The following is a 24,422-nucleotide window of genomic DNA, read 5'->3' as shown; positions in this document are numbered from 1 at the left end:
GAGCAGTTCTCGTCGGCGATGCACTCCGAGCAGCGGTCGTGGGTCTCGTCGCAGACCTTGCCCTGGGCCGGGCAGGGGTCGCCGGGGGAGGAGCAGACGCCGGACGTGCAGACTTCCGAGCCATCGCAGAAGTTACCGTTGACGCACTCGGCATTGGTGAGGCACTCGACGCAGGTGTTGGTTCCGGCATCGCAGAAGGGATGCGAGGGATCCTGACAGTCGGAGGTAACGTTGCAGCCGACGCAGACGCCGGTTTCGGGATGGCAGACCGGCGCGCCGGGGCCGGAGCAGTTCTCGTCGGCGATGCACTCCGAGCAGCGGTCGTTGACTTCGTCACAGACCTTGCCCTGGGCCGGGCACGGGTCGCCGGGGGAGGAGCAGGAGCCGTCGGAACAGGAGCCCGCACCATTGCAGAAGACGTTGTCGTCGCAGGAGTCGGCGTTGTTGGTATGGGAGCAGCCGGTGGCAGGATCGCAGAAATCATGGGTGCAGCCATTGCCATCGTCGCACCCCACGGGCGTTCCGGTGCACACTCCAAGGCGGCACTGGTCGGAATCGGTACAAAGGGTCCCATCGTCGCACGCGGAACCCTCTTCCACGGGCACGTTGTGGCACGTCGCCTCACCGCCGGATGAGTCACAGTCGTCAGCCGTGCAGGCGTTGTCGTCGTCACAGAAGCCGGTAACGCAGGGATCGAGCAGGCCGGCGAAGCTCAGGTCGGTACAGTCGCATTTCGAGCCGGATCCTGCCTGGGCCAGCGTGGTGCAGGCCGTATCATGGTTGGCGTTCTGTTCCCAGACACTGCACGAGGAGATGAGGAGATTGTGGTCGGCGTCGAAGCGATTGCAGCCAACGGTCGCTCGAAAGGTGATGAAGACGGGGCCGGCGTTATTCTGCAGGTCGCCGCAGGTATCCGGATTGCCTATCTTGTGACCTATCGGGTCGAGGTTGAGAAACTTATCGGAGTCGCAGTCGAGAGGATCCGCGTTGCCGTCCCCTGCGCCGACCTGCGGGGCGGACCCGGCGCAGGCGAGGGCAGTGTGATCGGGCAGGCTCAGGCCGTCGTTCGCGATGAAGAAGCCGAGGTCGTAGCGCTGGTTTGCCGTGGTTTCGAAGCGGACGGTGAAGTCCAGGGTGACCGTGTCGGTTGCGCTGCCGCAGACGTCCCCATCAACGGGGGTGGCGGCGACCACCGTGGTGACGACATCATTCGACGTGCAGGAGTTGAGGTTGGCGGGGCAGCCGACTCCAGACATGGGCAGGGGAGCGACCGGATCGGCCGGCGGCGGATTGAGGCATACGGCATCCATGAAGGCCCACGTCGCGGCGAGGTGGGAATCGGTGCCCACCGCGTGGAGCAGGAACTCGGCGCCCAGCGAATCATCGGGGTCGACGTACCAGCTGGAGGTGATGTTTCCCTGGGCATCGGCCACTACGGTCCAGGGCTGGTGGCCCGCCCCGCCGTCGGTGCCTCCCCTCGTGTGGATGACTTGTAGAGTCACCTCTTCACCCGCGCGGAAGCCGGCGCCTCGGATGCCGGCGGAAGCTCCCGGCTCATAGTCGAACAAGTCTGTCATGACGAAGGCCATCCGGCCGAAAGCTGCGATGGCCGTCGATCCAGACTGCGATCCTTCCGCCCGGACGAGGAACCGGTCGCTCTCGATATCGGAGGGTTTGATCGACCAGGTTGCGGAGAAAGTGCCGTTTGGGGCGGTCACCGTCCAGGTCCCATGGCCCATTCCAGCTTCGGCGGTGCCGTCGGCGTGGGTTACCGTCAGCCTGACGCTTTCCCCGGCCCCGAAGCCGCCACCATGAATCGTGAACGGTACTGCCGCGACTTGCCCGTCGTCGTCGATGGAGAGGAAGGCCCCTCCTGCCGCCACCCCCGGCCCAAACGTTCCGTAGGCCACGAGTACAACCAGCAAAATTCCCAGGGCGGCAATGGCCGCCGGCCTTCCGGACCGCAGAAACCCTCTGACTCCGCTGCTACAGTGAGCCACTCCGGACCTCGACATCAGTTCTCCCTGGGCAACCCCGCCAGGCCAGGATGGCCGGCGTTCTTTGTGCCCGAACGCTCATGAGAACGAGCGGAACCCCAGACCGTACATCGGCCGCTAACGATTGAAGCTAAAGAGGGACATCAATTTGTCTGGGAGGAGTACTTTCCGGAAACTGGCAGTGGCTCGGCCCGCTGCGAAGGTGCAAGAACAGCGCAAAGCTATCCGCAGGACCCCCATTCCTCGGAAGCCTCGAGAGCGACCAATTGAAGTAAGAAGTTAGAAGTCCGCTGCGTTCCCGGCTCCGGCCCCCCATCCGGCAGCTACGTCGAAACGACGGATATTGGGCGTTGCAAGTACGACTATTCCTGCCTCATGTCAAGAACATTCTTTTAAGGAATTTTGTGATTCCGCCATAGGCGCGATTTCCTGTCATGCGGCAGGGGAGTCGTCCGCCCGCGCCCGGGTGGAGAGGAGAAGCCCGCGGCGCGTCGGACGCTGCTGGCGCTGCGACCTCAAGGACCTCTCAACTCTTGTCAGTTTTCTCTTGCAGGGATGTCACCGACCGGGTTAGAAAAACAAAGCATCGACCTGACACGGTCAGAGAGCTTTTGAAGTGCCGGCAGCCTCGATCCCCCGGGACCTCCGGCGCCCAGCATGGTGACGCTGCAGCAGATCTACGACCGGCTGCACCCGACTTCCGACACCTGCTTCGACAACTCGGGCACCAATCGCTTCGTCGACTGCGGGACCACCGGACTCGGGACCAGCAACGGCACGGTGAAGGACATGCAGACGGGGCACATCTGGCTGAAGAACGGCAACTGCTTCGGCCTGACGAACTGGGCCGACGCCAACATCAAGGCGGCCGCCCTGGCCAACGGGCAGTGCGGCCTCGCCGATGGCTCGAAGGCGGGCGATTGGCGGCTCCCGACCGTGGAGGAATGGGAAGCTATCAACATGGTTGGGCCTGGGATCTTTTCAGCCGGGAGGTCAACGGCGGCTCCAAGACCTTCAACCTCTAGGTGTGGCGGGTGCGCGTGAGCCGCTGATCGACATCGAGGCGTCCTCGACGTTCAACGGTTGTCCGTCGACCGGGATTACGCCTCAACCGCCGCCAGCGCCTGGGCGAGATCGCCCCGCAGGTCCTCCGCACACTCGCACCCTGAAAGTGGTCCATCGAGATTTGGCGGGCGTTTTCGGCTCGGGTCACGTGCTTGGATCGGCAGTGGCGATGACAGGAAATTGCCGAGGACTCCCGAAAAGCGGTGAAGTACAGACCATCGAAGTCATGTGGGCCATTTCGGCTGGTTTCGCAGTCGAACCGGGTCCTTCAAGAGCCGCATGGTCTTGCGGCCTCGGTTGAATCCACGCAGCCTAGCGGACCAACCTTCCGGCCTCATTCTCGACCATTCTCGTATTCTGGTCGAATACCGCAAACCGTGCGTCGGGGTCTTGGAGACGTTCGTTGGCGGCCCGCTCCCGGGCCTGCGCAAGGTGGCAAAAGGGCGCGCCGACAAAGTCGAACCTCTTTTTCAACGGAACCCACCTTGCGACTCTAAAGGCGCTGGACGCGGCGCTTGCCGATGAGGGCTCAGAGCTGGAAGGTCGCAAGTGCTGGCGCCAGAGCCACCGCGTGCCCAACCACCCCCCGGCGAAGGAAGTCACGATCGCGATCATCTGAAGAATTGCGATGATGATCCTGCCGGTGGAAGATCTCGTGGGGAAAATCATGTCGAGCAGGTGAAAAAAGATCATCCACAACCCCACACACACCATCGTGCAGACGGCGAGCGCTATGTGGGTGAATCCCGAAGCCACGGCTTCGTCCCGGACCCGTCTCACAGTATTCATGGCACTGGGGCTGCGAGATTCGCGCCGTGGACTCAGAGTGGGATCCCTGGGAATCACGAGTTTGTCTCACCGTATGTTCAGCAGGGCAGGCTTCGAACGCCTTCGAACGACTGCTCGTCTCCGGGATGAGTATATATCGTGGATGGCAGGCCGCTACGGATTCTGCGGAGGCTCGACCACGGCCTCGAGCAGCACGTTGCCGGGATGGTACCGACCCGCCACCTCCTCCTCGTCGACGCGAAAGCCGAGCTTGACGAGGGAGGAGCGCAGCTCCGAAATGGGCCGGAAATGCACCCCGGGTCCACGGTTCCACCCCAGTCGGGTGGCCCACGTCTCGACCAGTCGTGTCCAGCGCGCGCCGCCCTGTCGGGAGACGTCAGCCTCCCGGATCAGCAGCCGACCCCCCGGCCTGAGCGCCGCCCGGCACCGTTTGAGAAGGGCCTCCTGTCTGTCGGTTTCGTAGTAGTGGAGCACGTCGACCAAAGTGATGACGTCGCAGACGGGCAGCGGAGTAACATGCAGGTCGCCTTCGACCAGTTCCACGGCCGGGAGACCACGGGCCGCCTGAAGCCCGCACCGCATCTTCCCCGGATCCCAGTCGACTCCGAGCACGCGGCGGCCCTCGCCGAGCTCCGCGAGCAGCACCGGCAGCATCCCGAGGCCGGTTCCCAGATCCACGGTGAATGAGTCCCTGAGAACACGCCGGGCAATCGCGCGGTAGCATGGATCCATCCGGTACTTCAGTCGCGCGTACCAGCGGAATTCGCGGGGAGTTCCGGCATAGCGGGCTGTTGCAGCCTTGAGCGCCTGCTCGATGGGATCACGCTGCGTCTTCGAAATGCCGATCAAGCCTTCTCCCTACATGACTCGTGAGCCTTGCAGGGAATTCTATCAGGGCCCGCAGCAGATCCCGGGAGCCACGAATCCGGAGCGCACCCGCCGCCCGCAGACTCCCGGTAGGAAGGATTTCGACGATTCCATCGCCGGATACCTAAAAGCGACGCTGCTTGAACTCTAGCAGAGCACGTGCGGCTGCCAGCCCGGCAGGCTGGAATCGGGTGGTGAGCCCGGCGCACCCCGGCAGATCCAGCGCTAGACCGCCACGGCACCCAATCGCGCTCGTGTCTTCGCCTGGATTGACAAGCGATGGTAGGGTTTGTAGTCGCACTTGGTGCAGCTGCTGGCGCGCACATCGGAAAGATACCAGCCTGAGGAGATCCACCCAAATTGGAAAGAGACGAAGACGACGACATCCGGGACATCGATCGTGGTGTCCTCTCATCCGATCCGGTTCTCGATACCGAGGCTGAAGTCTCTTGTCCCTGCTGCGGCGAAAGGGTTGTGATCGCCCTGGATCCTGGCGGCGGTACGACACAGGAGTACGTGGAAGATTGCCAGGTCTGCTGCCGGCCCTGGCGTGTACGGGTCAGGTATGACGAGACTGGAGCCGCGGAGGTTTCGGTCGAAGAGGCGCAGTAGGGCGGCTATCCCAGCACCACCCGGACCTGATGCTCGCCACCGTCGTCGGATAACGGGACAGGCGATTCTCCGGGGAGCTGGGTGCCGTCAAGGCTGATTCGGGATACTCCCCGGCAGGCTCCCCTCGGGTTCTCGACCGTGATCCGGTAAATCGTGCGTCCGTGACGATAGGTGATCTCGAACCCTTTCCACGCCCGGGGAATGCAGGGATCGATTCGCAGAGCGGAGCCTCGCTTCCGTAAGCCGAGAATCCACTCGAGGCCCGCCCGGTGCAGCCATCCCGCAGCCCCCGTGTACCAGGTCCATCCCCCGCGTCCCACGTGAGGAGGTTCGGAGTAGACGTCAGCGGCCACGGCGTACGGCTCCACCTTGTATTTTCGAACCTCGGCACGACTGCTCGTATGGCGGATGGGATTCAACAGGTCGAACAGCTCGCCGGCCTTGTCGCCGTCACCCATCTCGGCAAAAGCGATCACCGACCAGATCGCGGCATGGGTGTATTGCCCGCCGTTTTCCCGGATTCCCGGGGGATATCCTTTGATGTACCCCGGGTCGAGGGGCGTCCGGTTGAACGGCGGGGTGAGCAGCAGCAGAAGCCGGTCGGCGGGCCGGACGAGCTGACGCGCCACGGATGTCATGGCCTGGCGCGCCCGATCCAGGTTGCCGGCGCCGGAGAGAACCGCCCAGGACTGGGAGATCGAGTCGATCCGGCATTCTTCGCCCGCCGCCGTGCCCAGCGGTGTTCCATCATCGAAGAAGGCGCGTTTGTACCACTCCCCGTCCCATGCCTCCCGCTCGAGCGAAGCCTGGATCGAGTCGGCTTTCATCCGCCATCGCGCCGCACGCTCCACCTCGCCCCGCCGCTCGGCGAGCGGGATGAACTCCCGCAAGTTGGCCAGGAGAAACCAGCCCAGCCAAACGCTCTCTCCCCGGCCCTCGTAGCCGACACGGTTCATGCCGTCGTTCCAGTCCCCGGCGCCGATGAGGGGGAGGCCGTGGCTTCCCACCTCGAGACTCCGATCCAGGGCCCGCGCGCAATGCTCGAACAGCGTCGCCCGTTCCTCCGATTCCGTGGGCGCGAAATAGGCCTCCTGCTGCCTGTCCTCGAGCTGCGCTCCTTCGAGCCACGGAATCGCTTCGCCGAGCACTGCCGAGTCCTCGTTCGTCTCGAGATAGTGGGCCACGGCATACGAAAGCCAGAGCCGGTCGTCGGAGATTCGCGTCCTCACCCCACGGCCCGTGGGGGGGTGCCACCAGTGCTGGACGTCTCCCTCCCTGAACTGCCGGGCGGCCGCCCGCAAGATGTGCTCGCGCAGGATATCGGGCCGGACCGCCGCCAGGGCCATGACGTCCTGGAGCTGATCGCGGAAGCCGTACGCCCCGCCCGATTGGTAGAGCGCCGATCGGGACCAGATGCGGCACGAGAGAGTCTGATAGAGGAGCCAGCGATTGAGCATGAGATCCATGGAGCGATTCGGAGTCTTCACCTGTACCGCGTCGAGCAGAGAGTTCCAGTGCTCCTCGATGTCGCGCAGAACCCGATCGCAGCTCATGGCGCGATAGCGTACGATCAGGGCTCGGCACTCCTCGCGGCTCTGACCCTGTCCCAGGAGGAACAGCACCTGAGCACGTTCGCCGGGCTCGAGCTCGACGAGGGTCTGCAGCGCCGCGCACGGATCCAGACCCGCTCCGGTCTTTCCCGTGAAGGGCAGGCCGCGCTCCAGGGATTCGGGATGATCGAGACTCGCGTTGCGGCCCAGGAACTCGAGGCGATCGCCCGTCCAGGATCTCTGGAGGCCTCCGAGGTCGGCAAACGCGACCCGCTCCGCGAAATCGGCGTTCCAGGGGTTGGTGGCGAACAGGGCTCCGGTCTCGGGGTCGAGGTCGGTGACCACGCCGGGGACGGAGCCGCCGCGCGCCACCCCCAGGACCCACTCCGCATAGGCGGTGACCGAGAGCCGCCGCTTGCGGCCGGAGAGATTCTCCAGAGTGAGGCGGGAGATCTTGACCGGGTCGCGGGGCGGCACGAGCATCAGGAGATCCAGCCTGATGCCGTGCGAGCTGTGCTCGAAGCGGCTGTACCCCTGCCCGTGTCGGATGACATAGGGCCAGGCCTCCTCGCGGATCGGAAGGCAGGTGGGCCCCCACAGCAATCCGCTGTCTTCGTCGCGCACGTACAGGGTCTCGCCCGGAGCGTCGCTGACCGGATCGTTGGACCATGGCGTCAGCTTGTTCTCCCGGCTGTTCCCCGACCAGACGTACCCCGAGCCTGACTCCGAGACCTGGAAGCCGAAACTCGGGTTGGCCACCACGTTGATCCAGGGGGCCGGTGTCCATTGCCCTTTGCCCAGGGCGATGACATATTCGCGGCCATCGGGCGTGAATCCCCCCAGTCCGTTGAAGAACTCCAGCTCCAGGGTGGGAGGGGATTGTGCCGCAGCCGTCTCGCGCGGCGGTCGCGGCCGGAACAAGGCCGGTCGCGGCCGCTCCAGACGAATCACCTGCTCGGAGAGCGAGCCCCGGCTGGCCACGATGAGCAGGCGCGCCGCGGCGCGCAGCAGGATCAGATCCTGTGCGGGCAGGAGATCCTCGCGGAGCACGAAGACGGATCCTCGCTCCGCGTGCGCTTCGCGGCCCGCCGTGGATCGGCTCACCCGCACCATGGTTTCGATCGACTGCTGGAGGTCCTGGGCGTAGGAGGAGCCTCGCGCGTTGAGGATCACCAGATCGGCGGGAGCCCCCTTCAACCCCCAGTACTCATGGGCCTGCAGGAGCTGCCTCACGACGTCCCGCTCTTCGTCCCGCTCGATCCGCACGAGCGCGATCGGCAGGTCTCCGGAAATGCCGTAGGCCCAGAGGCCCGCCGCCCCGCGGCGGTTCGCCGCCAGGACCTGGGGCGCCGCGCGCAGCGTGGGATCGGCGTAGAGCAGTCGATTGGCCAGGCGCTGGAAGAGATGCGCCTCATCCTGCGTGATCCGCAAGTGATGCAGCTGGACCTGGGCCCGTGTCCATGCCAAAGTGCTTTCGCGCTCGAACGTTGCCGGCTGACGATACTTCTCGGCGATCTGCAGCGCCTCCTCCCGTGAATCGGCCAGAAGCGTGGTGTACCCGATGCGGATCGACGCCTGAGCCGGCAGCGCCAGGCGGTGCCGAAGGCTCACGATCGGATCCAGCACCGTCCCCGCCGTGTTGGTCAGGGGGCCCCCGTCGACCACGGAGATCGGCGCCCGGATTCCGCGTCCGCGTCCCAGAAAGCGTGCCCGGTCACTTTCGTACTGTGGGGCGTGGACGCTCTCGCCTTCCAGAGCCGCCAGGTGGGCGAGCCATACCGGGCGCTCCTCGGCCGAGCGCGGACGCCGCGCCACCAGCAAGGCGCCGAGATGGGCAACGAACTCCGATTGCACGAAGAAGTTGGAAAAGGCGGGGTGGGCTTCGTCCTGGGACTGCGGAGCCAGCACGATCTCGGCATAGGACGTGAAATCAATCTCGCGGTCGCGGTTTTCCAGATTGGTCACGGTCAATCGGCGCAGCTCGGCGTCGTCCTCGGCTGAGACCAGGATTTCGAGGGTAATCGCGAGGGAGCGATCCCTCTGCGTGATGCTGGCACGGTCCTCCGAGTAGACGACCTCGTAGTGGCCGGCGGCGGTCCCGCTGGGCTGGAAGCCGGCGGACCAGATGCCACCGGTCTGCACGTCCCGGAAAAAGACAAAGGTCCCCCAGCAGTCACGTGTCGTGTCCTCGCGCCAGCGGGTCACGGCGAGATCGCGCCACCGGCTGAACCCGGCCCCCGCCGCCGTGATCATGACGGTGTATCGCCCGTTGGAAAGAAGATGCGTGCGGGGAGTGATGTCGTGCGGCGAGTCGAGGCGCCGCAAGGTGGGGGGAAGCAGCTCCCGCACGAGGGTGGCGACCCGGACCTCCTCGGCCCGCGGCCGGGTGATGGCCACGGCGCGCGGTGTGCGCTCCTGGAGCAGGAGCTCTGCCGCCTGGACCATGGGATGGCCATGAAAGCGCTTCCGCGTCACTCCGTCATTCACCACGTTCCCCAGAGAGATGAGCGTCATCCCCTGGTGATGCGCCATGTAGGCGCGTACCACCGCGACGGAAGTCTTCTTGGGCAGCCTCGAGGGGGTGTAATCGAGCGCTTCGTAGAAGCCGTAGGCACCTCGCGCTCCTGCCTGCTCGAGCCGGATGAAATTCTCCAAGGCGGCGCCGGAATCGATCAAGGCGGCGAGCGCGGTGGCGTAGGGGGCCACCACCACGTCTTCGAACAGCCCACGCTTCAGCCCCAGGCCCGGGACCCCGAATGCGGAGTATTGATAGGTGAGCTCCGCGTCCCGCAGGTTGTAGGCCGATTCCGAGACTCCCCATGGGACTCCGCGCTCCGCTCCATAGCGGATCTGGCGTCCGACCACGAGGCGGCACGTGAGGTCGAGCAGGCTGTGGGGTGGCTGCGACATCACCAGCATCGGCATGAGGTACTCGAACATGGACCCGGACCAGGAGACCAGAGCGGCACCTTGCCCGATGGGCGTGAGAGAGCGGCCGAGATGGAACCAATGCTGGGGCGGCACGTCGCCCTTGGCGATGGCCAGGAAGCTTGCCAGCCGGGACTCGGAGGCCAGCAGGTCGTACCTGCCGGGATCGAGCGTGCTGTCGGCAACGCGATAGCCGAGGGAGAAGAGCTTGCTGGTCGGATCGAACAGGAACTGGAAGTCCATGGCATGGACCATCTCTTCGGCGAGCGCGGCGATGACGGAGAGCCGGGCCGCAAGGATACCCTCCTGGAGCTGCAGATCACGGACATGGCTCCTGACCGAGGCATGGACGGCGCCGGCCCAGATCAGGATTTCGGAACGAGAGTCATCGTGGTGCTCGCCGGCGAGCGTACGCGCGATGTCCAGCAGATTGTCTGCTCGAGATTCGAGCTGGTGGAAGCGTTGGAGCCGCTCGGGCATCGCGGCCGGAAAATCCACCAGCGCGACCGCCGTCGCCTCCAGGGCCTCGTGCAGCTGCGCTGCCGTGACCGTCTGCGCCCGGCCCGAAAGCTCGACCGTTTCCATCGAATCGAGCAGCAGATGCAGAGCGTCCCGGATCCCGTCAAGGACTTCCTGACCTGCGTGGGGGAAGTGCATGCGCTCGCGGCAGGCCTGGGACAAGGCGATCAGATAGCCTGCCAGGTTGCCGCTGTCGACCGTGGACACGTATTGCGGCTCCAGCGGCCGCAGGTCGAGGGTATCGTACCAGTTGAGGAAGTGACCCCGGATGCGGTGCAATCCGCCCATGGTCCGCAGCGTCTCCTCGAGCCGTTCCACCGTTTCCAGAGTTCCAATCCAGCCGAAATCACGGGCGACCGTCGTGCTGAGGAGATAGAGCCCCAGGTTTGTCGGTGAGGTGCGGTGGGCCACGACGTCGGGACCCTCCTGGAGGTTGTCCGGCGGAAGGGCATGGTTCCGCTCGTCCACGAACGTCTCGAAGAAGCGCCAGGTCCGGCGGGCGATAAGCCGAAAGGCGCGTGTTTCCGCGGGGGAGAGGACCTGCGACGTCGTGATCTTCGGAGGGACGCTGATGCGCCAGGCGAACGCGGGCGACGTCAGCCAGAGGAGAACGAATGGCAGGGCCACGGGCCAGGCCGAAGGCTTGAGCACCACGAAGGACAATCCCGCTCCGGCTGCGAGCAGCATGCCCCAGCGGAGCCGCCAGGCGAAGACGCGAAGTCTCAGGTCGGCTGCCTGGCTCGCTTGCGCGGCCGTCACCCACTCCAGAAGGTTTCGCTTCGTGATGTAAAGCCGGACCAGAGTTCGGCTGATGGCGTCCGCCATGAGCCACGCCTGATGGGCCAGCATGGTGAGGGTCAGGAGCGTCTGCGAGGCGGCCACCTGGATGTCGTCGCCCACGGCTCGCAGGTGGCTTCGCTTGGAGAATCCCCGGCGTTGGGGAATGAAGCCGTCCAGAATCGGGATTGCCGCCGGCACGACGATGGAGCCCACGAACAGGCCGGTCCAAAGGAGCGGAGAAACCGCCGGGAGGGTCCACGAGGCCACGGCCACCAGGAAGGCCGAAGGCGCGGCAAGGCTGCGCCGCAGGTTGTCCACCATCTTCCAGCGTGCATGGTGCGGAATCCTGACGGTGCCGCCCGAAGCATCCCGCGCTGTGCCCAGGATCCAGGGCAGGAGCTGCCAGTCACCCCGCACCCATCGGTGGTTGCGGTGCGCCGCCACGTCGTAGTTGGTGGGGAACTCCTCGAAGAGCTCCAGGTCGGTCGTCAGTCCGGCGCGCGCGAACGCGCTCTCGAACAGGTCGTGGCTGAGCAGGGCATTCTCCGGGACCTTCCCCTCCAGGGACGCTTCGAAGGCGTCGACGTCATAGATGCCTTTCCCGGTGTACGACCCTTCGCCGAACAGATCCTGATACACATCGGAGATCGCGGCCGCGTAAGGATCCACCCCTCCGGGACCGGAGATGATCCGCTGGTAGATCGTGCTCCCCAATCCCGTCGGGAGGGACGGCGTGAGCCTGGGCTGCAGGATCGCGTAGCCCTCGACGACCCGCCCCGCCCGGGGGTCGAAGCGCGGCCGGTTCAACGGGTGTGCCATCGCTCCGACCAGGCGGCGGGCGATCCCCATGGGCAGTCGCGTGTCGGCATCCAGGGTGATGACGTAGCGAACGCCCTCCGGCACCGTGGGTGGCTTGCCGTTGACTGCCATGAACGTGGTGTCCGCCGCGCCGCGCAGCAGCCGGTTCATCTCATGGAGCTTCCCGCGCTTTCTCTCCCACCCGATCCACTTGCCTTGCTCGGCGTTCCAGAGACGCCGGCGGTGCAACAGGAGAAATCGCTCGCCGCCCTCCGGGGAATTTCCATAGCGCGAGTTGAGACGCGCGATTCCCGCCCTCGCTGCGGCGAGGAGATCCTCGTCGCCGGGCATCTTCTCGGCGGTCGCGTCCGCCCAGTCCGTAAGCAGGGCGAAGTAAAACTCTTTCTCGGGGTTGGCCAGATAGTGCACCTCCATCTGCTCGATCTGTCCATCGACATCCTCGAGGCGCGTGAGCATCGTGGGCACGACGATGAGAGTTCGAAGAGCCGGAGGCACGCCCTGGGTGAGGTCGAGCTTGGGAAGAAGTCGGGGCGGCAGAAGAATTGGCACCAGTCGATGAACGAGGGAAACCGCGATGTCCGAAGCGGGAACCAGCCCGAGGATCCCCAGCAAAGCAAGGATCCATGGGGCAGCCCCGGCACTCCAGGTCAGGTGCAGAAGAGCGGAAAGCAGCAGCGCCGTGAGAACCGCGATGCCTCCCAGGTAGCCGACCCGCGTATGGGCGCGATAGACGCGACGCAGCCGGATGCGCAGCGGAACGCGAAACCCCAGAAGCTTCTCGAACGCTCTCCGGCCTCCGGCAAGGAGGTAATACCCAGGGTCCTTCTCGGCGCGCCCGGGGACGTCGGGGAGCAACACGGCTTGGCCATTCTCACCGCCGGCGCCACGAGCCAGGAGCACGGCTTCACGCGCCACCTGGATCTCGGATCGCTTCGAGCCCCGCGAGAGCAGCTCGATCCGAGCCCGGTAGGCGTCTCGGGTCGCAAAATCCATGGCGGCGAACCCGGGGGCGGTGCGGAGGATTTCGTCCACCAGGCTGACGCTCTCGAAGAACTCGGGCCAGTGGATGGATGAAATCCAGCGCATGCTGGTGATGATGTTACGGACCGTGACGTTCGCCGCGGCCTGCGCCTGATGTTCCTGTGCAACCGCCTCGTCGGGCGAGGTCCCTTGCGCGCTCAGCCTCGCTTCCAGCCAGACCAAAGCGGGCATGGTGGAAGGGTCCTGGCCACGCAGCCGCTGAACGAACTGCACGGCAAAGGCGCGGTCCACAGGGGTCTCGCCCAGACTGCTCAGGATCTCGTCCGGGGGGTCCGGCGTTTGATCGCCGAAGCCCAGCAGGCTGTCGGCCAGCTCGTCCGCCCGGGCCCGTCCCTGGCGGGAGCGGATGATCAGCTGCGACAGACGCCGGAGGTTTTCCACCAGGGCCACGCGGAGATGGATGGCAACCGCCCAGATCTCTCCGATGGTGAGCGGCTGGACGCGTTCGTAGGCCCGCACGAAGCGCTGGAGCGTCTCCATCTCGAAGCGGCTGTCGGTATGCGCGACGTAGGCCCAGGCCAGCCCGTAGACGCGCGGGTATCCCGCCAGGTGGCCCGCGGCGATTCTCGGCAGTTTGCGGTAGTAGCTTCCCGGCAGGTGGTCCCGGATCCCTCGTAATTGCTCATCCACGACGTGGAAGTTGTCGAGGATCCACTCCGCGGCCGGTGTGATCTCCTGGTTCGCCAGCACGGTATCGGCGATGTTCCGGTATCCGGCCAGGAGGACGCTGGCGTTTTCGCGGACCCTGGCAAGGAGATTCCGCCCTCGGGCGGGCTTCCCAGCGACGGCGTGGGCCGCGGCCAGGCTCTCGGCATGTTGCTCCAGGCGCTCGATGCCGAAGATCTCGGCCCGGATCGCTTCTTCCACCGGGGAGTTATCGTCGAAGACGAGGGTAGCGGCCTTCACTCCGAGCCTCCCGTGACAGGTGAAGGGGGCGCTTCCGTTCCGTTGATTCGGGCAGATTCGGAACCAGGCGACGGGATCGTCTGCCGGCGGTGGCTCGGCCGTCGGTCGGCCTTCCGGCGTCCGACGAGAGTCGAGGCGGGGCTGGGTCCTGCCACCTCTGCCGTCCGATCACCGGGACCGCTACGCGACGTCATCTACCTTCTAGTAAACCGCGTACTCGTGCCCCAGGGGAATACCGCGAAAAACGCACAAACGGTCGAGCACCGAGGAGAGGGACATGATCCCAATGGGTGGGAATCCCGTGACTTGAAGCGGGCCGTCCTTTCTTCGTTGTTTGCGAGGGATCGCGCAGACTGCAGGTCTCGGATGTGGACGAGGAAGACCTTCATCGGGCTCCAAGAAAGCAGGATTGTAGCTCTCCTCCCGCTAAAACAGAAGTCGGCTACCTTCCCTCCCTCGAACCGGCGGATCTCTGATTAACTAAGGACCCGCGGTCAGGCACACATCTCTTGGACAATCAGCGTTCCGAGCGACCGGGAAGTGCCGGATACCTCTGCGAGGTGCCCTGAGGCTCTCAGCCTCATGTCCTTCTTCATTCGAGACATCCAGGAGGGCGATCGTGAGTGGGGAGACCTGGAAGAGAGAGCGTCAGTAACGGAAGCCTAGGAGGTTCCATTGCGCGAGGAAAAGCACGAAGAGCAACGCGGTCATGCTGATGATCGAATAGTAAACCCGGCCCCACAGGGTCCACCATCCGTGGCGCCAGGCACCTGCTGTGAACATCGCCATCAAGAGTGCCAACGCCGTGAAGCCGAGGGCCAGCCAAAGGAGCGCCACCATTTCGCGGGTCATTCCACGGACGAGCGTCATTCGGTACGCACTGTTGCCGATCCAGGCATCCAGTCCGGCCATCAGCACCACCGTCAACATTCCCGTCAGCACCGCGACTGCAAGCGCGACTTTCTGGGCGCCCGATCGATGCGCAACGAGCCGTCGCCGATGAGCAAGCCGGCTCGCCCACGCCATGATGGGCCAAGCGGTGAATGTGCTGGCCATCACGGCCAGGAGCGTCAGTACGTACGGCAGCTGGAACCGAATCGAATCCCACCAGGGGAGCTTCTCGAAAGCCGTGGGGAAGCCGATCTGATCGCCGAACATGTAGGTGATTCGCCCCGCTTCTTCACGGAAAGCTAGGAGCTCGTCCCGGCTTGTGCTGCGGAAAACAAACGGCTCGACCTCCACCCATTCGCTGCCGCTGCCACGGCGATCTTCCAATCGCAAAGTCCCGGCAGGAGTGGTCGTCACGCAGACCTGGCTGTCCCAGATGGCGAACTTTTCAATGGAGCGATGACCGTAGCGCGTCGATTGGTAGCATCCGTCAAGTCCCGTGCGTGTCGAAGAGCGGGCGGGCGGAGTCGGGAGCGTGGTCGGCCCCGGGTCCGGTAGGAAGAAGTCGAGCACCTCCCGGGCCACGCCACGATTCACTCCGAGGGCGTTGGTATTGGTGGCGACGAAAAGGCCCAGACCATGCTCCGGAACGAGAATCGCGAGGGCGGAATATCCAGGGGCGCTACCCGGATGCTGCAGCAAGCGCACGCCGCGGTAGTTCTGCTCCAGGAAGCCGAACGTCAACCCGGGGAGCCGGGGATGATGCGTGAACTGTCGCGCGTGCATCCGCCGCGCCGTGTCTTCCAGTAGGATCCGTGTTTCCCCGAACCGTCCTTCCTGAAGATGTGCCATGAGGAATCGCGCCATGTCCGGGGCCGTCGCGCTGACAGATCCCGCAGGCGGCACGTTACGAGAATCCAGAGGAGTGGGCACAAAGCGTTGGGTCTGAACGTCGTATTCGTATCCGGTCGCCAGGTCTGAGGCAAGTTCGGGAGGCAGGGGGATCCGCGCTGTCGTGCGGGACATCCCGAGAGGGCGAAAGACATTCTCCTGCAGGAAGTCGGCATACGGTTTTCCGGAAGCGACTTCCACGAGGTAGCCGGCCAGCCCGTAGCCATAGTTCGAATAGGCGGTGACCTGCCCCGGCGGGCGGACCCGTGGTGGCAACTCATGCGCCAGGTAGTCGCCGAGCGGCCGAACCTCGGCCGCTGTGCGCGCTGTGTAGCCGATGTTCTTGTCGTCGAAGCCGGCGGTATGGGTGAGCAGCTGCTCCAAGGTGACGGGCTCTTGAAAGTCGGGATCGACCTGGAACGCTGTCAGGTAGCGGTTCACATCAACGCGCAGGTCCAGCTTCCCGCGCTCGACAAGCTGCATTACGGCAGTGGCCGTAAAGGGCTTCGTCAAAGAGGCCAGATAGAAGAGCGTGCTCTGGGGATTCACCGGAATCTTCGCTTCCAGGTTGGCGAAGCCATAGCCGCGTAGCAGGACCACCTGGCCGTCCTTGACGACGATGATGAGGGCGCCCGGCACGTCTCCATCGGCAACCGCTTTCGCCAGCACGGCATCGACCGCTACCCGGAGCTTTTCATGGGTCGCAGGCGCGTGAGCTTCTTCCAGCGTCCGGGTTGAAGCCTCGCCAGGTTCACTCTTCGCCCCGGCATACCGAAACCCGGCTTGTGCCCGAGCTGAGGCGGCGACGCCGACCCATAGTCCACAACAAGCCAGCAAGACCCGAGGCAGGTGCATACGCGCTCCCTGGAAGGTCTGGCTACCAATACGGAAGCAATCACCGGGGAGTTCCCCCTGCTCCCCGGCGAAACTGAGTGCTGCATTCGGGCGAGATTCGGAGTCGTGCTCGAACCGGCAGCCGCAAACCAGAAGGTGCGCCGCGTCGAGGCGGAGGGACCCGATCACTTTTCCCTTGACAACAACTCACCGTTCGACTACTCTCATCGCTCATGTCCCGCATTGGTAAATCTCACCCGTTGACAACACCGCACTGCAATCCGGTTCGCTGACGGCACCCGACTTTCAATGTGAGGGATGAATCGGAGGGCACCTTTGCCCTCAAACATTTGCCCTTGTGGCAGAGGAGTAGTAAGCAGTATGGCAAAAGGTACAGTGAAGTGGTTCAACGATGCGAAGGGTTACGGCTTCATCACTCCGGAGGACGGGTCGAAGGATGTCTTCGTCCACCATTCCGGAATCGAGATGCAGGGATTCAAGAGCCTGGCCGAGGGCCAGAGCGTGGAATTCAACATCGTTCAGGGTCAGAAAGGACCGGCCGCGGAAAACGTCCGTCGGTCCTAGGATCGGAATAACCGTGGCGACCCCGGAAAACACCTCCGGGGTCGCACCGATTCGCTCTCATACTCCTTCCAAAGCGGCTGCTCCCTTCCCGAAGAATGAGCTCCATCGAGCTTTCCGATTGGGCAAGTTTCACTCGCCCGAGCCGGAGCAATGGGGTTCCTGCGAATAGCACGAATTCCTGAAAAACTGAGGACCCGCCTCGAGGCTGCAGGAAAAGAGTTAATGGCCCCATGTTGATCGCTGGACTTCGGCGGGACAATGAGAGGAGGGACTCAGAGATCCTTCCAGCCTACGCGAGAGGAACGGATCGATTCCTCAGCTTGTGCAGATGTCGGAAGCTGACCAGTTTCCCGATGTCTTCATCCCACAGCTTCAGCCGGATGGAATTCAGGCTCTGCCAAAGCGTGAGGTGCGTCACCTTCCGAAGCTCGGGATTCTCCCGCAAGCACTCGAGAAGCCGGTAGTTGGGGATGCGACTGCACACGTGATGAACGTGATGCACCCCGATGTTGCCCGTGAACCAGTGAAGGATTCGGGGCAAGTCATAAAAGGAGCTCCCCCGAAGCCCGGCGGCGTAGAAACCCCAGGCATCGCTTTTCTCCCAATACGTATCCTCGAACTGGTGCTGTATGTAGAAAAGCCAGACACCGGCGGCGGCGGCAATCATGGTAATCGGGAGCTGCACCTGGAGAAACGCCTGGAGTCCTACGGCTCGCCACATCACGACGATCACCGCCAGGATTACGAGATTCGTCAGCATGACGCTGGCCCACCCTCGCCGGCCGGTTCGTGTGAGGTTGGGCGGAAACCGGTGCCTGATGACGAAGAGGTAGATCGGGCCGATGCCGAGCAGGATGACGGGATGCCGGTATAGTCTGTAGCGCATCCGCTTCCACAGAGGTAGCCTGAGATACTCGGAGACCGTCAGGGTTGTAACGTCTCCGATATCACGCTGGTCCAGGTTTCCGGATGTCGCGTGGTGGATGGCGTGTGTCCTGCGCCAGTACCCATACGGGGTAAGGGACAGGACTCCCAGGATGAAGCCGAGCGTGTCATTGGCGGCTCTGGACCGGAAAAAAGATCCGTGCCCGCAGTCATGCTGAATGATGAAGAGTCGAATCAGGAAGCCAGCAGCCGGGACGGCGAGAAGCAGGGTGATCCAATAGGCGTGTTCGAGACTTCTCAACATGAGAAGCCACAGGAGAAAGAAAGGAATGGCGCTATTGAGCAACTGGAAGAGGCTGCGTCGAAGGACCGGTCGCGCGTAGGGCGCCAACGTCCGGTTCCATGCGGTCTCCTGAGCGATGGTGGTCAAAACCGAATCCCTTCTCCCGGGTCGTGATCGACTGTATCATCGCTTTGGCCAAGAACCCACCTCAGCCGATGATCCCCAGAATCTCATCCTTCTTGAGAATCAAGTAGTCGATCGCTTCAATCTCCATTTCCTGTCCCGCGTATTGGCCAATCAGGACCCTGTGCCCCTTCTTCGCTCGAGGTGGGACCGATTGGCCGGTCCTGCCGCTTCCCCCGTCGACCGCGACGAGCTTCGCCTGCATGGGCTTCTCCGTCGCCATCTCGGGGATGACGATGCCTTCCGGTATCTGATTCCGCTTCGACCCGAGGTGCCGGATGAAGATCCGGTTGGAAGGCGGTTTCGTCTACATGGCATGTCCTCACGTTGCTGACGAAGACTTCCAGCATTGCCCACTCCCCCCTGAGCCTGGGACTTTCGCCTTCCAATGAAGAAGAGAACCCCGCCTGCTCTCGGCAGCCGGGGTCCTCATGGCTCGGGTTATGGGCCGATTCCCTGGGATCGCCCCCACCGGAAATCCTGCCGGCTCTAGATGGCGGCACGAGCGGGGATTTTGTGAAAGGTCGAATTGCACACCTCATAGGACTGAACCACAGGCGCTCCTACCACGGTGGGCTCCATCGACTTCAGCACGGAGGCATACTTTCCGCGGGCATACGCCTCCGCATTCTCTTTCACATCCCAGAGGCTGATACCGACCGCATCGGTTCCGTTCGGAGCGACGAACACGATTTCATCCTGGAACCCCTTCTGCTTTCGGAGCTCGGGAAGAATCTCCTTCTCCAGGGTCTTGATGAATTCCGTCGTGCCGCCGGGCTTGAGATGGAAAGAAACGCTGCGAGCAAACATGCCGACCTCCTTGGTTGGTCTGGCTAAGCTTGGGGGGGGGACCAGATGACCTGTCTTAGTTCAGATGATCTGAAGAGTGGGGAGTGGTCCTCAATCTCGCTGCTCATTATTGGTTAATTAACTACACATGTCAAGAACAATGTGCAATAATCTTTCATTGCACGCTCTTACTTAAATGTTTCTAGTTAACCCGATCGTGGCTTGGAGTTGTTCGTGGATTTTCCGGTACTGATTCGCCACCGTCTCAAGGAGCTGGGAGTCGAGCAGAGGGATCTGGCCGCGGCCGCCCAGGTCACGGAGTCCTACGTTTCCCAGCTGCTGACAGGGAAGAAATCTCCGCCGCTCCCGGAGCGAACGGACATCTACGGCAAGATGGAAAGATTCCTGAGGCTGCCGGGGGGAAAGCTGGCGAAGCTGGCGGCCCTTCAACGCACCGAAGCACTGAAGAGAGCATTGAGCGAGCCTGCGAGGCCCTTGAACCAAGAGGTGCGCGAGCTGGTTCTCCGCAAATGTGAGCCCCGCACGAGAAGAGCCGTCCTGCCGATCTTCGAAAAAGAGCCCTTGGGCGCGCTGGAGCGCCTGGTTACCCAAAAGCTGCTGGACGTAGCCCAAGGAGTGGCAAGAGAGGAGCTGGATGATGAACAGTGGCTCCGTGTGATGGCCCGATTGAGCGGCAGCAGCTACCGGCAGATGCGCGTCATCGTTCTCGAGTTCTTGGAGAAGGACCTCTTCAACATCTCCGCGCAAAACTGCGCCGCATTCCTGGAGCCCCTCATTGAATCGTGGGATATCGACCTCGCGACGCTCGGGATGGAGATCGTACTGAGCCGCCGTCTGGTTCGGGGCGCGCCGAAAAAGTTCGAGTTTGTAGAACGCCAGCCGGCCGCGCCGACCGTTGAAGAGCCTGGGCTGCAAGCCTTTCTCAGGGACCCACGCCTTCGCGCCGATGCGAGCGCCGAAGAAATCGAGTTTCTCAGGCGGCTTCGATTTGCGGGAAGGAAGCCAACCCCGCTTTACTATTACCGGGAGCTTCAGAGTCTGCGGGATCCTCTCCATTTCGGCGACGCCGGCCCGGGACAAGCTCGGCCTGGCCGAAGGAAGCCAGGTCGCGCACGCGGTGTGAAATGATGAGGTGCGACGAACCGTTGAGGCCGCGGCCGATTGAGATGGTCGCTGGCCGTGGCACGATGAGCTCGAAGACCGGGCTGAAATCCGCCTTCCTGGGGGAGAAGGAACTCCGGCCGGAGACACTCCGTGCTAGAATACAGCTCACTTGATTACCGCAGAGATCCTGCATTGACCTGCATTGAGTTGACCCGGGATCAGGGGAGCGAAGGAAGTGGCCTGATTGTGGAGGAGGGTGATTTGCTGGAACTTCTGATCCATCAGCCGATTTTCATCGGTTTCAAAGCGGACAACAACCTCCGGCAGCACCTCGAATCACTGAACGCTTCCGACCAGAAGTACTTCAGCAACGAGGATTCGACCTTCTTGCGCATCTGCCGGGTGGGTGAAGACATCTACGTCGGCAAGCTCATTCACGAAAGCCTGACGACCGACCGGGTGGAAGACATCCGCCGCAACGTCCTGAGCATCGTGAATAAGATCGCCAGTGAAGTGCGGCTTCCCGCCAATCTGAAGATCCTCGCCTGCAGCGTGGCCTGAGCGGGACCATCCCGCCAGCCATCCAGCGCGGCTCGGCGCGTCGCTTCCCCTCGACCACTTCCCTCTGGAAAGAATGAAGGAGAGCACTGTCTCCATGCGGTTCTCGAGATTGACAACCCATGCGGATCTGCTGAGGTGCGGCTTCAAGAGGCCGAGGCCAAGGACGACGAAATTCGTCCTCTGCCTCACTCGGATGCGCGGTGACATCGTAGCGGGCCCCCGATGCCATGAAAGCCTCTGCGGCCGGCACATTGATTGAATCCCCCTTGAGGCATACACTGCATAAAGTCTGCTGGTAACTCGGAGTCTGAGGAGAGGAACGGATCTTGGTCACCGCAGTACACGTTTGCTCGTTCTGTACCGGCTCCGGCCTCTGCCATCGATGCGGCGGCACCGGCACCTTTCGCACCACCCGACACCGCTCCCAACCCTGCCAGGAGTGCGGAGCCACGGGCAAGTGCCCTCTTTGTGGAGGCACGGGGTCCCGAACAGGTGAAAAGCCGGGGAAGAAGCTGCTCGGCTAGGGTTCCCTCTTCCCAACGCTTTGTGAACTCTCTCCATCGCAACTCGACACCGAATTGTCGCTGCTCGTCCACCGGATCGAGCCCGCCGGACACCATCCTTTAAGACGAGCCTCGGACCCTTCACTGGGGTCTCGGGCGGATCGACGGCCCGGACCGCCGCAGCCTCCCGACCGCCGTCACCGGGAGCCCGGCGCGGCGGTCCGGTGCCGCACCTGATCAGAGGATCGCGAGGATGGCTGCAAAGCGGGAGGGGCGCAGCATGGCGACTCTGGAGTACCGCATCGGGACCGCGTCGTTCGCGTGGGAATCCTGCCCGACCTGGGAGAGCCGCTCCCGCCAGGTCCTTGCCATCCTGGCGGCGTGGGGACGCGAGGGGTGGCAGATCAGCCGGCTGAATGCGTCGGCCGGAATCCGCGTCGGGGCGCGCGGCTTCTGCATCCTCCTGGAGCGCCCTCTCCGCGAGGCGCGCCAGGCTCCGCGCCCTTCAGCTTCCCGTCGCGGCGGCCGCCAGCTTTCCGCCGCCTGAGGCGCTGCGCGGGCGCGCCCCTTCCGAGGCGGCGCTCGCCGTGCGGAACACCACTTTCCTGTCGAAAGTCTCTTCGAACAGCTCCGCCTTTTCCTGAGCGCCGTGGATCTCCACCGAGACGTCGCGTGGCGCCCTCAGGATGAGGAGCAGCCGGCGCCGGTCGAGATGGCAGCGCAGATCCTGGATTCCCTGCGAATGCCGGCGGTCGAGGGCGTCGGCGATGCGCAGCAAGGAGGCCAGGCGGCGCACCAGCTCCCGATCGTCCTTGGGGAGGGCGGACCATTCCTTGTGCTTCTTGCGCGGCGCGGCGCGCCGGTGAAAACGCGCCACCTGCGCGATGATCTCGCGCTCGCGCGGCGTGAACCCGTCCAGATGGGCATGCGAAATCAGGTGGTAGCTGTGCTTGTGGTGCTGGCGGTAGGCCACCACGTAGCCGACGTCGTGCAGCAGCGCCGCGGCCGAGAGCAGGTCGCGCGAGTAAGGGTCGATGCCGAGAGGCTGCGCCACCTGATCGAACAGCATCAGCGCCAGCCGTTGCGCCTGCACTCCATGCTTGCTCTCGAAGCCCAGGGATCGGCCGAACGACTCGGCGGCCGCCATGCGGGGACGCGGCGCGGGGGAGGCCTTCGACAGCGTGCGCCCGATCATACGGTTCAGCAGGGCGTGCCGGATGCCGCGCGCACTGACGCGCAAAGAGTTCACCTTGAGCTGGTCCATCAGCTCGTAGAGGATGGTGATCCCGGCCAGGATGATGTCGGCGCGATCGGCGGAGAGCCCCGGCATCTGGCGGCGCTCCGAGAGGGGGCGCCGCAGCAGCGCCTGGCGCAAATGAAGGATCTCGGCCTGCGTCATCTCGTACCCCTGCACCGACCGGCCCTGCAGCCCCTCGCGCGCCATGGCCATCTGGGCGATAGTGGTGGCCGTCCCGCCCGAGGCGATGAGGAACTGCACCGGCGGGTCGGCGTCGATCCCCGCCTCCCCCAGGACGTGCCGCACGCGTCGCCGCATCGCCTTGAACTCGTCCGTCTTCACCGGATCAGACACGAGGAACTCCTCGGTGAGGGCCACGGCGCCGAGACGCAGGGAATGGACCTCACGGATGGCGCTGCCGGTGGCGAGGATCACCTCGGAGCTGCCGCCGCCGATGTCGGCCACGGCGCACGACCTGCCGGCCAGCTCGAAGCTCGAGGTGGCGCTCTCGAAGGCCAGGCGCGCCTCCTCGGGTCCTGAGATGACCCGCACTTTCAATCCCGTCTTCGCGCGAATCCGGTCGAGGAGGGCGCGGCGGTTGGAGGCCTCCCGGATGGCGCTGGTCGCCACCGCCGTGACCTTGCGCACGCCGCGCGAGCGGATGATGTCGGCCATCCTTCCGAGCGCCTCCACCGCCGAGGCCGTCGCCGCGGCCGAAAGCCGATGGCGCCGGATGAGCCCCGCGGCGAGGCGCGGCACCGCGCGCTCCTCGTCGAGGGTCCGGTAGGTCCCGTCGTCCTGGACCTCGACGATCATCGACCGGATCGTGTTGGAGCCGATGTCGACGATCGCCAACAGGCGCGGTTTCATCGCTTCGCCCGCCGCGGGCGGCGCGCCGGAGAGCTTCCCGGCTTCCAGCGGATGTCGATCACCGGAAGGGTGGCGATCTCCCGGCGTGACTCCTGCAGGCGCCGCTGCCGCTCGCGCGCCAGCGCCCGGCGCATGTCCTTGGACGAGCCGTTGTCCTCCAGGAATTCCACCAGCATGTCGAGATCGTGCAGCTTCCCCAGCGTGTGCTGCGCGCTTTGCGCCTTTTCCAGCACCGGCTCGGCGCCCACGAGCCCCAGCGGGGAGAGCAGCTCCAGCAGGTAGCGGTAGTGCTTCACGGCGATGCGCAGCCGGTGCATGGCTCTCGGGGAGCCGCTGCGGGCATTGCGGCGCGCCTTGGCGAGCCGCGCCAGCCGCTCCTCGAGGAGCTGCTCGGCCCTCGTCCTGACCGCGCCGGGCGCCGGATCGTGGAAGCGCGCACGCAGGGCAGCGATGCGCTTGCGGGCCTCCGGCAGGCTGCGAGGCCGGCGCCGGCGCGGGACGGGCAGGCACCGGGAGCAGAGCTTCTTCAGCGAGCGGGAATGATCCTGATCCAGGTCGGGACACAGTTTCGCCGCCACGAGCCGCATGACGTCGGCGTTGCGCGTGTCGGAGACGGCACGCCGGATTTTGCGGGCCCGCCGCCAGAGGCGACGCGCCCGGCGCTGGGGAAGAAAAGGATTGAGAAAGGCGACCAGCTCCTGCAGCCGCCGGGTCGCGACGCGAATGTCGTGATAGGCCTCCTCGTCACCGCGGCGCAGGATGCGCGCGCGCAGCTGGAGGAGCTCGCGGCTGCGTTCGTCCAGCAGATGCAGCCAGGGGATGTTCCGGCCTTGCGGTCCGAGCTTTTTGGGATTCATAGGCGCTCCAGTCCGGGAGGGAGCGAGAATAAGGGGTCGAAAGGAGCGAGTCAATTCT

The 24,422-nt window shown here is 64.3% G+C and carries 15 protein-coding genes and 1 pseudogene; 7 read left to right on the top strand and 9 right to left on the bottom strand.

The window, feature by feature from the left end:
• Positions 1-1,910, bottom strand: a 1,910-nt coding sequence (locus VFW45_05980) for a hypothetical protein (GenBank protein HEU5180318.1), incomplete at its 3' end; no start/stop codon positions are given.
• A gap of 744 nt (positions 1,911-2,654) precedes the next feature.
• Here VFW45_05980 and VFW45_05975 point away from each other — a divergent pair.
• Positions 2,655-3,041, top strand: a complete 387-nt coding sequence (locus VFW45_05975; protein ID HEU5180317.1) for a hypothetical protein — start codon at positions 2,655-2,657, stop codon at positions 3,039-3,041.
• 424 nt (positions 3,042-3,465) lie between these two features.
• The gene (locus VFW45_05970) at positions 3,466-3,681 is read left to right on the top strand and encodes a hypothetical protein (GenBank protein HEU5180316.1); all 216 of its coding nucleotides are present in this window, start codon (positions 3,466-3,468) and stop codon (positions 3,679-3,681) included.
• A gap of 323 nt (positions 3,682-4,004) precedes the next feature.
• On the opposite strand, the gene VFW45_05965 is transcribed toward VFW45_05970, so the two are convergent.
• The gene (locus VFW45_05965) at positions 4,005-4,700 is read right to left on the bottom strand and encodes a class I SAM-dependent methyltransferase (GenBank protein ID HEU5180315.1); all 696 of its coding nucleotides are present in this window, start codon (positions 4,698-4,700) and stop codon (positions 4,005-4,007) included.
• A 378-nt stretch (positions 4,701-5,078) separates the two neighbouring features.
• Between VFW45_05965 and VFW45_05960 the strand changes: the two genes are divergently transcribed.
• Complete coding sequence (locus VFW45_05960; protein ID HEU5180314.1) at positions 5,079-5,330, top strand: CPXCG motif-containing cysteine-rich protein; 252 nt, start codon at positions 5,079-5,081, stop codon at positions 5,328-5,330.
• A gap of 5 nt (positions 5,331-5,335) precedes the next feature.
• Here the strand turns inward: VFW45_05960 and VFW45_05955 are convergent, their stop codons facing one another.
• On the bottom strand, positions 5,336-13,873 hold the full coding sequence (locus VFW45_05955) for a glucoamylase family protein (protein ID HEU5180313.1): 8,538 nt from the start codon (positions 13,871-13,873) through the stop codon (positions 5,336-5,338).
• A gap of 648 nt (positions 13,874-14,521) precedes the next feature.
• Positions 14,522-16,507, bottom strand: coding sequence for a serine hydrolase domain-containing protein (locus VFW45_05950; GenBank protein ID HEU5180312.1), 1,986 nt, complete (start codon positions 16,505-16,507; stop codon positions 14,522-14,524).
• A gap of 360 nt (positions 16,508-16,867) precedes the next feature.
• Here VFW45_05950 and VFW45_05945 point away from each other — a divergent pair, with 360 nt between their 5' ends.
• Positions 16,868-17,071 (top strand): cold-shock protein, encoded by a 204-nt coding sequence (locus VFW45_05945; protein ID HEU5180311.1) that lies wholly within the window; start codon positions 16,868-16,870, stop codon positions 17,069-17,071.
• Positions 17,072-17,360: 289 nt separating this feature from the next.
• Here VFW45_05945 and VFW45_05940 read toward each other — a convergent pair whose 3' ends face one another.
• The 3 genes and pseudogenes from VFW45_05940 to VFW45_05930 form a co-directional block, all read right to left on the bottom strand.
• On the bottom strand, positions 17,361-18,260 hold the full coding sequence (locus tag VFW45_05940; protein ID HEU5180310.1) for a fatty acid desaturase: 900 nt from the start codon (positions 18,258-18,260) through the stop codon (positions 17,361-17,363).
• A gap of 187 nt (positions 18,261-18,447) precedes the next feature.
• Positions 18,448-18,714, bottom strand: a pseudogene (locus VFW45_05935) (co-chaperone GroES).
• A 197-nt stretch (positions 18,715-18,911) separates the two neighbouring features.
• On the bottom strand, positions 18,912-19,232 hold the full coding sequence (locus VFW45_05930) for a hypothetical protein (GenBank protein HEU5180309.1): 321 nt from the start codon (positions 19,230-19,232) through the stop codon (positions 18,912-18,914).
• Between the two features lie 201 nt (positions 19,233-19,433).
• On the opposite strand from VFW45_05930, the gene VFW45_05925 reads away from it, so the two are divergent.
• From VFW45_05925 to VFW45_05915, 3 genes are all read left to right on the top strand, one after another.
• A complete protein-coding gene (locus VFW45_05925; protein ID HEU5180308.1) occupies positions 19,434-20,360 on the top strand; it encodes a helix-turn-helix transcriptional regulator in 927 nt (308 codons plus the stop codon).
• Positions 20,361-20,486: 126 nt separating this feature from the next.
• Positions 20,487-20,897, top strand: a complete 411-nt coding sequence (locus tag VFW45_05920) for a hypothetical protein (GenBank protein HEU5180307.1) — start codon at positions 20,487-20,489, stop codon at positions 20,895-20,897.
• 756 nt (positions 20,898-21,653) lie between these two features.
• Positions 21,654-21,947 carry a hypothetical protein gene (locus VFW45_05915; GenBank protein HEU5180306.1) on the top strand — a complete coding sequence of 98 codons (294 nt, stop codon included), beginning with the start codon at positions 21,654-21,656 and terminating at the stop codon, positions 21,945-21,947.
• Here VFW45_05915 and VFW45_05910 read toward each other — a convergent pair.
• Positions 21,906-23,507: a Ppx/GppA phosphatase family protein gene (locus tag VFW45_05910; GenBank protein ID HEU5180305.1), complete on the bottom strand. Its 1,602-nt coding sequence runs from the start codon at positions 23,505-23,507 to the stop codon at positions 21,906-21,908. The two genes, VFW45_05915 and VFW45_05910, sit on opposite strands and share 42 nt — an antisense overlap.
• Positions 23,504-24,364, bottom strand: a complete 861-nt coding sequence (locus VFW45_05905) for a CHAD domain-containing protein (GenBank protein ID HEU5180304.1) — start codon at positions 24,362-24,364, stop codon at positions 23,504-23,506. Before VFW45_05905 ends, VFW45_05910 begins: the two co-directional genes overlap by 4 nt.
• Between the last annotated feature and the right edge of the window lie 58 nt (positions 24,365-24,422).

Source organism: Candidatus Polarisedimenticolia bacterium (genome assembly GCA_035764505.1).
GTDB lineage: Bacteria > Acidobacteriota > Polarisedimenticolia > Gp22-AA2 > AA152 > AA152.
The sequence above is the reverse complement of the archived record's forward strand: the minus strand, read 5'-3'. Positions and strand labels throughout refer to the sequence as shown.

What these genes read in the sequence shown, in the direction of transcription:
- VFW45_05950 (HEU5180312.1), bottom strand. Translation starts at nt 16,507, where the DNA reads ATGCACCTGCCTCGGGTCTTGCTGGCTTGTTGTGGACTATGGGTCGGC.
- VFW45_05910 (HEU5180305.1), bottom strand. Translation starts at nt 23,507, where the DNA reads ATGAAACCGCGCCTGTTGGCGATCGTCGACATCGGCTCCAACACGATC.
- VFW45_05940 (HEU5180310.1), bottom strand. Translation starts at nt 18,260, where the DNA reads ATGTTGAGAAGTCTCGAACACGCCTATTGGATCACCCTGCTTCTCGCC.
- VFW45_05975 (HEU5180317.1), top strand. Translation starts at nt 2,655, where the DNA reads ATGGTGACGCTGCAGCAGATCTACGACCGGCTGCACCCGACTTCCGAC.
- VFW45_05930 (HEU5180309.1), bottom strand. Translation starts at nt 19,232, where the DNA reads ATGTTTGCTCGCAGCGTTTCTTTCCATCTCAAGCCCGGCGGCACGACG.
- VFW45_05905 (HEU5180304.1), bottom strand. Translation starts at nt 24,364, where the DNA reads ATGAATCCCAAAAAGCTCGGACCGCAAGGCCGGAACATCCCCTGGCTG.
- VFW45_05915 (HEU5180306.1), top strand. Translation starts at nt 21,654, where the DNA reads ATGGCTGCAAAGCGGGAGGGGCGCAGCATGGCGACTCTGGAGTACCGC.
- VFW45_05945 (HEU5180311.1), top strand. Translation starts at nt 16,868, where the DNA reads ATGGCAAAAGGTACAGTGAAGTGGTTCAACGATGCGAAGGGTTACGGC.